Raw genomic sequence first — 13,569 nt, forward strand, 5'->3', positions numbered from 1 at the left:
TATAAAAAGGAATTTATTTATGTCTTATTTATTTACGTCCGAGTCAGTTTCTGAAGGACATCCTGATAAAATTGCAGATCAGATTTCTGATGCACTTATCGATCATTTTTTAGCTTACGACAAAAACTCAAAAGTAGCTTGCGAAACCCTTGTGACGACTGGTCAGGTAGTTTTGGCTGGCGAGGTGAAGTCTGAGGCTTATCTTGACGTTCAGCATATTGCAAGAAATGTGATCAACAAAATTGGTTACACAAAAAGCGAGTATATGTTCAACGGTGATTCTTGTGGTGTGATTTCTGCAATCCACGAGCAATCTCCGGACATTAATCAAGGTGTTGACAGAACTTTGGATGAAACCGATTTTGAAGCGAGAGCAAATGCTCAAGGTGCTGGAGATCAAGGAATGATGTTCGGTTATGCAACCAACGAAACTGAAAACTATATGCCTTTGGCTTTGGATCTTGCACATCAGATTCTTAAAGAATTGGCAGATCTAAGAAGAGAAGGAAACGCAATTCCTTACCTTCGTCCAGATGCAAAATCTCAGGTGACGATTGAATATTCTGACGATCACAAACCTGTGAGAATCGATAGCATTGTGGTTTCTACGCAACACGACGATTTCGGAAGCGAAGAAGCGATGTTGGCGAAAATCAAAAGAGATATTATTGAGATTTTGATTCCTAAGATCAAGGCTAAACAAAAGCCTGAGATTCAGGAATTGTTCAACGGCGATATCAAATATCATATCAATCCAACTGGAAAATTCGTAATCGGTGGTCCTCACGGAGATACCGGTTTGACGGGAAGAAAAATTATCGTAGATACTTACGGTGGAAAGGGTGCTCACGGTGGTGGTGCATTCTCTGGAAAAGATCCAAGTAAAGTGGACAGAAGTGCAGCTTACGCAACAAGACATATTGCGAAAAATCTAGTTGCAGCAGGTGTTGCAGACGAGGTTTTGGTTCAGGTTTCTTATGCAATTGGTGTAGCAGAACCTTGTGGACTTTACATCAACACGTACGGAACTTCAAAATTGAATATCAACGATGGCGAATTGGCGAAGAAAGTTCAAGTTTTGTTTGATCTTAGACCTTACGCTGTTGAGAAAAATTTGAAACTTAGAAATCCAATTTATTTGGAAACTGCCGCTTATGGACATATGGGAAAAGACCATTACGTGGCGGATAAAACCTTCAACAAAGGTCAGAAAAACGAATTAACTTTGAAAGATCTAGAATTCTTCACTTGGGAGAAACTGGATCGAGTAGAAGATATCAAAAAAGAATTCGGATTGTAAAATCTTGAATTTATAGAAATCTCGAAACTGCTTTGTCAATTGATGAAGCAGTTTTTTGTTTTTAATTCCAAATATTCTTTTAAAATATCTGATGTTTCCAAAATCTCTTTTGTTATTTTTGTCGTATATAAGATTAAGAAAAAATGAAATCAAAAATTTATATAATCATTCTGTTGTTAGCGTTCTGTGGTTTGGCAAAGTCACAAATGACGATGCACAAATTCATAACTGCGGGTTACACTTATCAAAACCAAAGTTTTGGAGAAGTGGGCGGGAAATTATTGTTTTTGAAAAATGATGATGTTCTGTTCCGCGTTGGAGCTTCCGCAATGATGGGCTCTGCAAATAATAAATTTGCGATAATGCCAAAAGTGAGTGCTGATTTTTTGTTAAATTTTCAAAAGAATGTTGACTTCTACCACGCCCATTATTTTATTTTAGGTGCAGAAGCGACGAATAAATATGTTGCTCCAAAGGCAGGATTCAGTCTTTTTGGAATTTTAGACTTGACAGGAGGTTATGGATTTTCACTCGATAAAGACGGTATTAATGGTAAGGAACTGAAAGGACTCAATATCAATTTCACAATAAATATCCCATTAGTCCTTCTGAATTGATTTAACTTTTTGATTTTATTTGAATCAAATGAAAAGAAATTGAAAGTTTAACATTTCGTTAACTTTTTGTTTTAACTTTTTTATTACTTTTACAAACCTAAATTAAGCGTATAGAAAAAATTTACTTCATTAAAAATTAAAAACAGCCGAGTCAGTAGAAATTAGTTATTTTTTATAATTAATGAATCTCTTGGGTGTAATATTGAGAAGTAAATATTATGAAAACGCAAACTGATAGTCAACTCATTACTCAGTATCAAAATGGCGACGAAAACTCGCTTTCTTTACTGATAAAAAGGCACAAGAAAGATCTTTTCAGCTTTATTTATTACAAACTGATGGACGAAGATCTTGCCAATGATATCTTCCAAGACACCTTTATCAAAATCATTGTTACGCTGAAAGAAGGCCGATACAAAGAGGAAAATAAGTTCATTCTTTGGGCAAAAAGAATTGCGCACAATTTGATCATCGATCATTTCCGTCTGCAGTCAAAAAATATTAAAATCTCCGAAACGTCTTACGAAAATGAAGAGTTTTCTATCTTCGACATCATCAAAGAACCGGAAAGTAATATCGAAGACCGATTGATAGATAAGCAAATAAATGACGATCTTTTGAGAATGCTCGTAATGTTGCCAGAGAACCAGCAAGAGGTTATAAAACTGAGATTTTTTGATGGCTTAAGCTTCAAAGAGATTGCAGATCATACAGATACGAGCATCAATACAACACTTGGCAGAGTTAGATATGCTTTGATTAATCTCAGAAAGATAATGGAGGAACATAAAATTATTTTAACAAAATAACAAATATGTAATAATAAAGAATTTCTTTTGGCGTTATTGTTGTAAAAGTCAGCCTATGAAAAAAATCGACACTTTAACAACTAAAGCTTTGATGCCAAAAAAAGAAATAATCAATTTTTTGCTGAATTATTCTAAGAATATTCAGTCCCTTAAAACTAAAAACAGAAAAACGATTTTAGTTTCCAAAAACTAGAATTTGTGATTTATATAATTGATTTTTTATGATTTGAGCTTTCCTACGTGGATCAAAAATGATTAGATTTGTGCCTTATGAAAAACGTAAGGCACATTTTTTTTGATCTCGACAACACACTTTGGGATCACCGCAAGAACGCATATTTGACCATCAAAGATTTATTCTCAAAACAAGAGATTGCGACAAAATATAAAATCGATTTTGAGGAATTTCACACCACATATCACATCATTAATGAAAGACTTTGGGAACAAATCCGTGATGAAGAAATCGATAAAGAATATCTAAGAAAACACCGCTTCTACGACACTTTTTTGAAATTTGGGATTGATGATGAAACACTTGCAGATTATTTCGAACACCATTTCTTAGACGAAATTCTGAAATATAACAAATTGGTTGACGGCGCTTTAGATTTGCTTAATTATCTAAAATCCAAAAATTATAAAATGCACATCATTTCCAACGGTTTCCAAGAAGTGACTGAGAGAAAATGTGTTTTGTCCGGAATTGCAGATTTCTTCGAAACGATTACAAGCGCAGATTCTGTCAACATCAGAAAACCAAGACCTGAGATTTTCCAATATTCTTTAGATTTAGCAAAAGCCGAAAAATCGGAAAGTATTTTGATTGGCGACGACTGGATTGCTGACGTAAAAGGCGCGCAGAATTTCGGAATCGAGGTTATTTTCTTCGATGTTTTGGATGAAAATCCGTTGGAAGAAGATTTGATATTCATTAAACATTTGTCGGAAATCAAACAATATTTATAAACAGAAAAAGCCTTTCAAATCTGAAAGGCTATTCTTTTATTTAAATTTTCAGAAAATTAAATTCCCAAACTTTCTCTTACTCTTTTGATCGTTTCAGTTGCGATAACTCTGGTTTTTCCTGCACCTTCTTGCAATTTAGTTTCCAGCTCATCCAAGTTGTTCATATAATATGTGAACGTTTCTCGTTCTTTCGAGAATCTCACCAAAATCAAGTCCAAAAGTTCTTTTTTTGCGTGTCCGTAACCAAAATTTCCAGCGAGATATTTTGCTCTCAATTCCTCGGTTTGTTCTGGCGTTGCAATCAATTCATAGATGGCAAAAGTTTTATCCGTGGATGGATCTTTTGGCTCTTCCAAAGATTTAGAATCACTTTCGATACTCATCACCTGTTTTTTCAATTCTTTTTCTGGTAAGAAAATATTGATGATGTTTCCTCTCGACTTTGACATTTTATGTCCGTCGATTCCGGGAACATACTTTGTGTCTTCCTGCAATTCAGCTTGGGGTAAAACCAAAATTTCACCCATTTGGTTATTGAATCTTGAAGCTACATCACGTGCAATTTCCAAATGTTGTAGTTGGTCTTTTCCAACCGGAACAATCTCCGCATCGTACAACAAAATATCTGCAGCCATCAAGATTGGGTACGTGAAAAGTCCAGCGTTGACGTCTTGTAATCTGTCCGCTTTATCTTTGAAAGAATGTGCCAAAGTCAATCTTTGGTAAGGGAAAAAGCACGACAAATGCCAAGATAATTCGCAAGTTTCTGGAATGTCGCTTTGTCTGTAGAAATAAGTTTTTTCTGTGTCTAGTCCGCAAGCAAGCCAAGCCGCAGCAATCTCGTAAGTATTTTGTTTAAGCTCTTTTGCATCTTTGATTTGCGTTAAAGAATGCAGATTGGCAATGAAAAGAAAAGATTCATTTCCTGCTTGTTTTGATAATTCGATTGCGGGGATGATGGCTCCCAAAAGATTTCCCAAATGTGGGGTTCCGGTGGCTTGTATTCCGGTTAGAATTCTAGACATTATTAATTATAATTTGTGCAAAAATAGACAAAATTTAGTTTTTATCTTGTTTTTAGAAGCATTATGAATATTTAAAATTTGCAATGATGTATTTAATTATTGCAACATTAGAAAGTTTTCCTTATAAGAAATTTGCAGACTTAAAACATAGATGATGAAGAAAAATATTTCTGCAATTTTATTTATAACTTATCAAATTATATTCGCTCAAGTTGGTATTGATACTAGTGATCCAAAAGCTACTTTAGATGTCGTAGCGAAACCTTTGGATCTATCAAAAGCTGATGGGATAATTGCGCCTAGATTAACTGGGAACGAACTAAAAGCCAAAGACAATTTGTACGGAATTGGTCAGAATGGCGTGTTTATATTTGCGACTTCCGCAAGTTCTCCTACCACGCCAAAAACCATAGAAGTTACAAAGTCTGGCTACTATTATTATGATTCGGTTTTGGCAAAATGGATGGCTTTCGAGTCTAATGGAAATGGAATCACAAGCAATGCGATTTCTAATCCTGTGAATACAATTACTTCAACAGTCAATGGTGTTTCCTCTACGACAAATGCCGTGAATACTGTAAGTCATTCTCTTTCGTCTTCCAATCAATTGACAACTACTGTGAATGGTGTAAGTAGTCAACCTGTTTCCTTGAGTAATACAAATATTTATACGGATAACGGAACGCTTGCATCCAACCGAACGGTGACAATGAATGATAAGTGGCTCAATTTTACTGGTCCGGCTCACGTGGGCATCGGAGGAATAGATAATATTGCGAAACTGAATGTAAACGGATCAATTCAGTTTGCTGGAGATTCTAACTATGGCGTTGGGAAAGTTTTTGATGACAGTAGTGGAGAAAAGTACGGACTCACGCAAACTACCTTTTTCCCAACCTCAGGATCGGCAAGTTCGCCAGGTACAAGAGTTTTCACATCTGGAAGATCTGGAGTTCAGGGTCATATTTCTTTTGGAAAATATACATCGCCAACCAGTTATACAGAATGGGCAAGGTTTTCCCACAATACCGGAAATCTGGGTGTTGGAACCAATAATCCAACCCAAAAGCTTCACGTCATTGGGAATATTTTGGCATCGGGAACCATTACCCCAGATTATGTTTTTCAGAAATATTTTGATGGATATTCTGTCTTGAAGCCAGATTACGTACGAATGAACATCAATGAAGTCAAAGAGTTTATCAAAATTAATAAACATCTTCCTGGAGTTCCTTCTGCTTCTGATATCGAGAAGCAAGGTGGGATTATTTTGAACAGATCTTTGGAGATTAATCTCGAAAAAATTGAAGAGTTGTATTTGTATGTTTTCGAACAAGATGAAATTACAAAGCGACAACAAGCAGAAATTAATAGTTTAAAAGTCAAATTAGAAAAATTAGAAAAAATATTGTCTAATTAGACAATCATTTGTGTTTTGTAGAAATATGAGTAATATTTCTTGCTCATATTTCGTTTTTGTTAAATATTTTATAATTTTACTAAAATCTATTTTATGGAAAATGACATTCCTTATTTTAAAACTTTCGATGAGTTTTACAAAGCAGTTGATATGCAACCTTCCAAATATGAAGGTTTGTATGTGGATATGATGGATAAACTTTGGACACATCCATCGCTCGTCGTTCCGCCTTTTAAACACAATGCTTATGCCATCAAATTACTTTTGAAAGGAGAAGGAATTATGAGAATCGGACAATGGAAAGAGAATTTGAAGGCTCCGGCAATCTTTATCTCGCCACCCAACCAAATTGCCTCTTGTGAAATGCTTGATGATGATATTCTGGAATATTCTGTTATTATCAATGATCAATTTATTGAAAAACACCTGAAAGTAAAACATTTTATTTCTGTTTTTGAATACTTCCAAGCTGATAAATCTACTCCCATTGTTATTACAGATGATGAAATGAAAGATTTGGTAAAGGTATTCGATTATATTTACGATGAATTCCAAATGGAGGAAAAGAAAGACTCTCTGGAAATAATGGCGTCTGCAATTCTGATTTTTTTTATGAAAATAAAACGTCTCTACGATCAATATTCCGTAGAAAATCAGTCTGTAGATGTTGATGCAAAGAAAATAGATTCTTTAAGCAATCGCTTTCTCACTTTGCTTCACGAGGATTCTCAAAATGTAGAAAACGTAGATTATAATGTTTCCTATTTCGCTTCTAAACTTGCTGTTCATCCCAATTATTTAAGCACAAAATTAAAATCAGAAACAGGAAGAACGGCGAAAGATCATATTGATTCAAAACTGATTCACAACGCCAAGACTTTGTTGCAACAAACTGATTTTTCCATAAAAGAGATTGCTTTCAAACTCAATTTCAAGGAGTCTGCACATTTTGTGAATTTTTTCAAAAAACAAACCTCAATCACGCCAGTTAAATACAGAAATGAGATTTATTCTAATACAAAAAATCAAATTCCATAAACTTCCTTAAACAAAACTGCTTGCCTTCGAGAGATTTCTACTTCATTATCATTAGGCAATTTTATCATCAGATTTCCACTGAACCAGTTTTCGATGTTTTGAATATAATTGATGTTGAAAATCGTGTTTCGGTTTGCACGGAAATATTTTTCTTGAGGAAGTTTTTTCTCGATGACGTTTAACGAACGAGTGAGAACGGCTTTTTCATTTCGGAAAAAGACTTTGGTGTAATTGCCTTCCACTTCAAAAAGATAAATTTCGGAGATTTTTACCATCCAACATTTTTCACCGTCTTTGATGAAAATCTGGTCTTCCAAATCTAATTTTTTGTCTTGTTTTTCTGTTTTTTCGGCAAGTTTCTGTTTTACTTTTTCGATGGCTTGGGAAAGTCTTTTCGGATTAATGGGTTTTAGCAAATAATCCAAAGTGTTGTATTCAAAAGATTTAATGGCAAACTCGTCAAAAGCCGTTGTGAAAATAACCATCGGAACATTTTCCAACATTTCGAGAAGTTGGAAACCATCTTTTCCGGGCAACTGAATATCAAGAAAAATCAAATCCGGATTTTTGGAATTAATCAATTCAAATGCAACATCAGCATTTTCTGCTTCGGCAAGAATTTCGATTTCAGGGATTTCATTCAACAAATCTTTCAATTCATTTCTTGCAAGTCGAGAATCCTCAACAATGATGGCGGTAATCTTCTTCATTTTTCAAATTTAAATCGTGAAATGGTCTTGGTTGATGATAATCTCAGCGGTCACTTCATTATTTTCTTCGGAAAGTTTGAAGTTTGCTTTGTCATCAAACAAAAGTTTTAGGCGTTCTTCGATATTTTTTAATCCGATTTTTGTGGAACTCTCGTGTTGAGAAATGCTTCCCGTATTTTTTACAATAATGTGGAAATTATTGTTATTCAGAAAAGTTTTGATATTAATTTCTCCGCCATTTTTCAAAATAGAAATGCCGTGTTTCACCGCGTTTTCGACTAACATTTGCACAATCATCGGTGGAATTTGAATGCTTTTTGTTTCTGACGAAATGTCCATTTGAAATTGTAATCGGTCTTCGTATTGAATTTTAGAAATCTCAAGAAAATTTTCTACAGTTTCTAATTCTTGTTCGATTGTCACAAAATTTGTTTTCCCAGATAGCAAAGATGAACGCAACAATTCTGAAATTCGGGTAATCATTTCTTTCGATTTTGCAGGGTTTTCTTGTACTAAACCTCGGATATTATTAAGGCTGTTGAAAATAAAATGCGGATTGATTTGACCTTTCAAAGTATTGAGATTGGCTTCTTTCAGATTTTTTTCGATGGACAATTTTTGTTTCAGATCTTCCTGTTTGCTTTGATAGATTTTATAGGCATAAATAAAGACCAACCAATTGATCGAGATAAAAAGGAAGTAAAAATAGTTAACCAATCTTTTGTCAAAAGTCTGGCTGGCTGTGAACTCAAATCGAGCCTCGGATCCTACCAATAAATTTTGTGCATAGAATAGAAATGGCCAAAGCATTATTTGAAGAATGACGTGTAAAATCAGCATAATGCCAATTGTCAATGCAATATTCTTGAAGTTGAAAATTTGTTTTAATGAAAAACGTTCAATAAAATAAATGACAATATTAGAAATAATGTAAAGTAAAAATGCGCAAAAAAATAATTCGAAAATATAAAGATTCAGATGTATTTTCGAATATATTTCGACGTAAATTAATTTCTTAAAAGTCAGGAAAAAGAAAATGATACTTATGAAATAAGCAATTGTAAAAACGTGATATTTCCAGTTTTTGAGCAAGGTCACAATGATAATTGTTTAAAAATAATTGACTAATTTACTCAAAAGTTATTGAGATGACTGTCTTTTTTTGAATATCAAAATGATGGTTATGATAAAAGTGAACAGATAAAGAAAACCCAATGCTGGCTTCCTAAATGTAAAATTGTGAAAATCAAATTCTCGCGACAAAGCCAATCCTATGGGAAATGCAAGCAAGGCGAACACAAGGTTAAAACCAATTTTATTTTTCATTTAGATTAGATTTTGATTAAATATCTTTCTCAAAAAACAAATAAATATAAACGGCCAATCCAAAACTAGTAGAAGTTGTAGAGGTTAGTTGGTAGCCGTTTTTAGCATATTCATTTAGTTTTTCTTGGATGTCTTCCTTAGATTTTTTGGCAATATGTTCTGAGTCTAAGGTGATTTTGGAATAATAAATCAGCGATTCTACTTTGTAATCTTTCATAGTTTGATTTGTTTTAGAGTTAAGTTTTTTCTTTAGTAATTTTAAAACAATTGAGTAAAAAAGTCAATGATTTTAACAGCAATTTCGATGAATAATGTGATCATAGCGTAAAGTTTTAAAAGTTTTCTGAAACAAATGTAAAACACCGAACGTTGCAAATCCATCAAAAAATGACGAGTGGTAAAATGGAAATGATGAAAGGAAAATATGTCAATCTAAATTATATCTTTCAATTTAATTTTATAATTAAAAGTCAGAACCTTCAAATTCCAAAGTGTCAAAGTTTGTTCAGCAAAAATCAAATCGTTTTCCGAACCAATAATTAATTTATCTCGAAATGAACTGATGAACTGTGACCAATATTCACCTTTCGAATCTTTTAGTAAAAAATAAAATCCAGCATCACCAAATTGTTTCCCTGAAGAGTCTAAAATCAATTCGCCCTTCTCTCCAACACTTGGATTCATCAAAACAGTTGCATTTCCATTTGGTAAAGGGAAAACAGCTTTCACACAAGTTTTTCCTGATGGCAAATTACAAATTCCATAAACGCCAGAATAAATCACTTGTCCACTAGATTCAATTGAACGAAACCAAAAGGTGTATTTTATCTCATTGGTTTTTGGGTCGATAAGATTGATGATTTCGCTTTTCAAAGATTCAGAATCATCAATATTTTTAGTTGGAATATTCAGTTGATTGATTCTGTTGCTAAATAATTTGTTGATTAAAATCCCAAAAAATTTAAAAAACGGATTCCATTTTACAGAAAATTCCAAATTGTGATTGGCTGTGTTTTCATAAAAAACCGATAACATTTTTGGATAAATTTGAAAAGTCAGTTTCGGATAAATTCAGTTTTAACATTGAAGGAATTATACCTTTTGCCGAATCTTTTTCTATAATTAAGTTTTCCTTTTCCGCAAATTGAATGATAAAATCTTCGCCAATCGCATCCAGATTTCCAAATGGTCCCATCAACCAAGGAAAATCTTCAGGCTTAATTTTTATTCCCCGCAGAATCACCCATTGCTGAGTCACCCAATCTTGAAATTTCTGCATCGGATACGCAAATCTCATCTTAATTATTTTTAAGATTTGGAATAATATTCGTCCGCCCGTTCCATTCTCCAAATTCAGAAATAGGTTTGAAACGCAAAGTTGTAAATTCGAAATGGAAATCTTTCCTTTCCCTTTCTTTCATCGCATCGGCGTGTCTTTCTGGCTTTGGAACTTTGCTGTGTCCGTGAACCATATCGGTCATTTCTTTCTGTGTTTTCCAGATTGAAAATGTGGAAACAGTATTTGGAAATTTGATGGAAGCTAAAGATAAAGTTGTTGCCGGATGGTCGCGCACCAATTTCTCAACTGGTCTTCCCCAATGGATAAATCTCGGGATTTCCAAAAATTTCATTCGAGCAATGGTCACTGCAACAACTGGCGAATCCGGATTTTCAAATTCTAAGGTTTCATCAGGGATTTCAAACTTGTTGAATTTCCCCCATTTTCTCATAAAAGTTAATCTCGTGTGCCAGCCTTCAGCAAGGATTTTCCCTAAATTATTTTGATTTAAAAAATTATCAATATCACTTTCATTTTCCCATTGAGCAAACACAGCGATTTGTCGGATTAACATTCTTGATGGTGAAAAAATAGCAGAACCAAGCGTCATCGCTGTCATAATCTCTGCGTGAATCAAACCTGAAATGTTTTTTTGCTTCGGTGGAAACAAAAGGATTCTAAGCGCAGAAAAGTAATTTGTTTTTACCAGATGATAAGTGAAGACGCTCATTTTTTCAGGTTTGTATGGTTGATTTTTATATTAAATGTACAAAACTTATTCAATCAAAATCTTCTCGCCACCAAACTTCGGTTTCACACCAAAAAAGAAATCCCAAAACACCTTTACTCTGGCAAATTTTTCACGCACATTGGTTTTAAAACCAGCTTCCTTGTCCACATCTTTTGCATTGTAGCCGTAAGCGGTGATGCCATTTTGATGCGCAAGATAAATGGCGCGCTCGTTGTGAAAACGCTGAGAAATCACGATAAACGATTTCTGTCCAAAAATCTCCTTAGCCCGAACCACAGAATCCAAAGTCCTGAAACCTGCAAAATCTTCAAAAATCTTATCTGCAGGAATGCCTTCTGTGATGAGGTCGTTTTTCATTTGTTCCGGCTCGTTGTATCCTTCTACGGAGTTGTCACCGCTCACAATGACAGATTGGATTTTTCCGGCTTTGTACAATTCTGCAGTCGCTTTTATTCGGTAAAGGAAGTATAAATTTGGATTTCCGTTGCTAAGGCTTTTGCTGGTTCCAAGAACCAAAGCTGTCTTACAACTTGGGATTTTACTTGCGTCTTTGTAAAGGAAATCCTCGCTTTTATCTTTAATAATGTAATTGGCGAAGAATATAAAAAGAAATCCTGCTACCAAAAGCAACAGGACTATTTTGAGTGATTTTTTTAAGAGTTTCATTTGTGTGTGTTATCTAATATTTTTTAAAAATCCAAACCGTTCGGAAAAGCTTTCTTTCTAAAAATATACAGGAACAATGCACCAACCGTAATTGAGCTATCCGCAACGTTGAAAATGTATTTGAAAAACTCAACTCTGTTGCCACCAAGAATAGGAACCCAATCTGGCCAAGTCGTATCAACCAAAGGAAAATGCAACATATCCACCACGCAACCTTTCATCAAATCAGAATAGCCATCTCCGAATGCGGTGAGTTTGGAAACGCCTCCATAATCAATCCATCTTTCGGAAGCCACGTCGTAGAAAGTTCCGCTGTCGAAAATCACACCGTAGAAGATTCCGTCAAAAACATTCCCAATAGCGCCAGCAAAAATCATTGCCATCGGGATGATGAGGTAATTGGATGCGCCTTCTCTCAGCCATTTTTTGAATAAGACAACCATTCCGATTGCCAAAGCAATTCTAAGAATAATCAAAGCGTATTTTCCCCAAAGTCCTCCGAAATGAAGTCCGTAAGCCATTCCAGGATTTTCCACGAAAGTTAGCTTAAACCAATCCAATCCAAAAACGTTGATGCTCTCGCCAAGGTAGAAATGCGTTTTGACGTAGATTTTGGAAAACTGGTCAATCAATAAAATTAGAAACGTAATTGCAATTATTTTCTTCATTACAATCCTTTTGGTTTAGGCGTTCTGGTGATTTTCTTGTCTTTTCTGTCGTTGATTTTCTGAACCGTTTTCTTATTGTGAAAATTATTTTTGGTGTGAAATTTTTCAAACTCGATGTTCATATCTTTCAGCACACTTTTCAGTGCTGTGAGTTCCATCGCATTTTTTGTATGTACAATAATTGATTCCATTTTTTGAATATTTTAAATTAAATTTTCCCTCAAGAAAAATTTTTGCAAATGTACTTATTTTAGTTATTTTTTAGACAATTCGTCCAGCCTTTTGCGTTCTTTTTCAGTCAAATCTGCCAAACCATTTTTCCCGATTTTACTCAACAATTTATCGATTTCGTCTTGTCGTTCTTTCCGTTTTGCATTGAACTCATCATCGATGGTGTAATATTTCTGCTCGGGTTGAAAAATGTTTTTGACCGATTTGTTTTTCATCAATACAAATCCAATCGCTACAACCAAAAGTAAAATAATTAAATAAGTCATTTTATTATAAGAAAAAAGTCCCAATTTCCAATTTTTAGAATCAGAAACTCGGACTTAATATTTTGATAATTAATCGTTTATCGTTGCATATTCTTCGCTTCGATGCTCAAAGTTGCGTGAGGAACCGCTCTCAATCTTTCTTTCGGGATTAGTTTTCCTGTCACTCTGCAGATTCCGTAAGTTTTGTTTTGAATACGGATTAGCGCGTGTTTCAAGTCACGTACAAATTTTTCCTGTCTTCCTGCCAAGATGGAATTTTGCTCTTTGCTCAGCGTCTCAGCACCTTCTTCAAAAGCTTTGAAAGTTGGCGAAGTGTCATCTGTCCCGTTATTTTGGTCATTGATGAAACTTTCCTTAATCAAAAGAAGATCTTTCTCAGCTTTATCGATTTTATCTTGAATCAGTTGTCTGAATTCTTGTAAGTCTGCGTCACTATATCGTAATTTTTCGTCGGCCATTTCCATTGTTATTAATTGTTCAAATTTTTATTTTTT

19 protein-coding genes are annotated in these 13,569 nt (G+C 34.3%); 6 read left to right on the forward strand and 13 right to left on the reverse strand.

Going from position 1 to position 13,569, the window contains the following annotated elements; genetic code table 11:
* Nucleotides 1–19 precede the first annotated feature (19 nt).
* The 4 genes from metK to B0I22_RS11710 all read left to right on the forward strand — a co-directional run bounded on the left by metK (nt 20) and on the right by B0I22_RS11710 (nt 3,695).
* Complete coding sequence (metK, locus tag B0I22_RS11695; RefSeq protein WP_133945018.1) at nt 20–1,300, forward strand: methionine adenosyltransferase; 1,281 nt, start codon at nt 20–22, stop codon at nt 1,298–1,300.
* A gap of 143 nt (nt 1,301–1,443) precedes the next feature.
* Entirely contained in the window at nt 1,444–1,917 is a 474-nt protein-coding gene (locus tag B0I22_RS11700) for a hypothetical protein (protein ID WP_133945020.1), read from the forward strand.
* A 218-nt stretch (nt 1,918–2,135) separates the two neighbouring features.
* Nucleotides 2,136–2,726, forward strand: a complete 591-nt coding sequence (locus tag B0I22_RS11705; RefSeq protein ID WP_133945021.1) for an RNA polymerase sigma factor — start codon at nt 2,136–2,138, stop codon at nt 2,724–2,726.
* A 270-nt stretch (nt 2,727–2,996) separates the two neighbouring features.
* On the forward strand, nt 2,997–3,695 hold the full coding sequence (locus B0I22_RS11710) for a YjjG family noncanonical pyrimidine nucleotidase (RefSeq protein WP_133945023.1): 699 nt from the start codon (nt 2,997–2,999) through the stop codon (nt 3,693–3,695).
* 56 nt (nt 3,696–3,751) lie between these two features.
* On the opposite strand, the gene trpS is transcribed toward B0I22_RS11710, so the two are convergent.
* Nucleotides 3,752–4,720, reverse strand: a complete 969-nt coding sequence (trpS, locus tag B0I22_RS11715) for a tryptophan--tRNA ligase (RefSeq protein WP_133945025.1) — start codon at nt 4,718–4,720, stop codon at nt 3,752–3,754.
* Nucleotides 4,721–4,871: 151 nt separating this feature from the next.
* Between trpS and B0I22_RS11720 the strand changes: the two genes are divergently transcribed.
* Together B0I22_RS11720 and B0I22_RS11725 are read left to right on the forward strand one after the other, a co-directional pair.
* The gene (locus B0I22_RS11720; protein ID WP_133945027.1) at nt 4,872–6,140 is read left to right on the forward strand and encodes a hypothetical protein; all 1,269 of its coding nucleotides are present in this window, start codon (nt 4,872–4,874) and stop codon (nt 6,138–6,140) included.
* 93 nt (nt 6,141–6,233) lie between these two features.
* On the forward strand, nt 6,234–7,178 hold the full coding sequence (locus B0I22_RS11725) for a helix-turn-helix domain-containing protein (RefSeq protein WP_133945029.1): 945 nt from the start codon (nt 6,234–6,236) through the stop codon (nt 7,176–7,178).
* On the opposite strand, the gene B0I22_RS11730 is transcribed toward B0I22_RS11725, so the two are convergent.
* The 12 genes from B0I22_RS11730 to B0I22_RS11780 form a co-directional block, all read right to left on the reverse strand.
* Nucleotides 7,166–7,888 (reverse strand): LytR/AlgR family response regulator transcription factor, encoded by a 723-nt coding sequence (locus B0I22_RS11730; RefSeq protein ID WP_133945031.1) that lies wholly within the window; start codon nt 7,886–7,888, stop codon nt 7,166–7,168. The two genes, B0I22_RS11725 and B0I22_RS11730, sit on opposite strands and share 13 nt — an antisense overlap.
* A 9-nt stretch (nt 7,889–7,897) precedes the next feature.
* Nucleotides 7,898–8,728 carry a sensor histidine kinase gene (locus B0I22_RS11735; RefSeq protein WP_133945033.1) on the reverse strand — a complete coding sequence of 277 codons (831 nt, stop codon included), beginning with the start codon at nt 8,726–8,728 and terminating at the stop codon, nt 7,898–7,900.
* A gap of 300 nt (nt 8,729–9,028) precedes the next feature.
* Entirely contained in the window at nt 9,029–9,214 is a 186-nt protein-coding gene (locus tag B0I22_RS11740) for a hypothetical protein (protein ID WP_133945035.1), read from the reverse strand.
* Nucleotides 9,215–9,230: 16 nt separating this feature from the next.
* Nucleotides 9,231–9,431, reverse strand: coding sequence for a DUF4177 domain-containing protein (locus tag B0I22_RS11745; protein WP_133945037.1), 201 nt, complete (start codon nt 9,429–9,431; stop codon nt 9,231–9,233).
* Between the two features lie 215 nt (nt 9,432–9,646).
* Nucleotides 9,647–10,249: a hypothetical protein gene (locus B0I22_RS11750; RefSeq protein WP_246022212.1), complete on the reverse strand. Its 603-nt coding sequence runs from the start codon at nt 10,247–10,249 to the stop codon at nt 9,647–9,649.
* Nucleotides 10,230–10,511 (reverse strand): hypothetical protein, encoded by a 282-nt coding sequence (locus B0I22_RS16350; RefSeq protein ID WP_246022214.1) that lies wholly within the window; start codon nt 10,509–10,511, stop codon nt 10,230–10,232. The genes B0I22_RS11750 and B0I22_RS16350 overlap by 20 nt, the downstream gene beginning before the upstream one ends.
* Nucleotide 10,512: 1 nt before the next feature.
* Complete coding sequence (locus tag B0I22_RS11755; RefSeq protein WP_133945039.1) at nt 10,513–11,223, reverse strand: hypothetical protein; 711 nt, start codon at nt 11,221–11,223, stop codon at nt 10,513–10,515.
* A gap of 45 nt (nt 11,224–11,268) precedes the next feature.
* A complete protein-coding gene (locus B0I22_RS11760) occupies nt 11,269–11,910 on the reverse strand; it encodes a SanA/YdcF family protein (protein WP_133945041.1) in 642 nt (213 codons plus the stop codon).
* Between the two features lie 23 nt (nt 11,911–11,933).
* Nucleotides 11,934–12,578 (reverse strand): lipoprotein signal peptidase, encoded by a 645-nt coding sequence (locus tag B0I22_RS11765; protein ID WP_133945043.1) that lies wholly within the window; start codon nt 12,576–12,578, stop codon nt 11,934–11,936.
* Nucleotides 12,578–12,769, reverse strand: coding sequence for a DUF2683 family protein (locus tag B0I22_RS11770; protein ID WP_133945045.1), 192 nt, complete (start codon nt 12,767–12,769; stop codon nt 12,578–12,580). Before B0I22_RS11770 ends, B0I22_RS11765 begins: the two co-directional genes overlap by 1 nt.
* Nucleotides 12,770–12,832: 63 nt before the next feature.
* A complete protein-coding gene (locus tag B0I22_RS11775; RefSeq protein ID WP_133945047.1) occupies nt 12,833–13,075 on the reverse strand; it encodes a DUF6576 domain-containing protein in 243 nt (80 codons plus the stop codon).
* A gap of 77 nt (nt 13,076–13,152) precedes the next feature.
* Complete coding sequence (locus tag B0I22_RS11780) at nt 13,153–13,533, reverse strand: TraR/DksA family transcriptional regulator (protein WP_133945195.1); 381 nt, start codon at nt 13,531–13,533, stop codon at nt 13,153–13,155.
* Between the last annotated feature and the right edge of the window lie 36 nt (nt 13,534–13,569).

This window comes from Epilithonimonas xixisoli, from assembly GCF_004365655.1.
Classification (GTDB): domain Bacteria; phylum Bacteroidota; class Bacteroidia; order Flavobacteriales; family Weeksellaceae; genus Epilithonimonas; species Epilithonimonas xixisoli.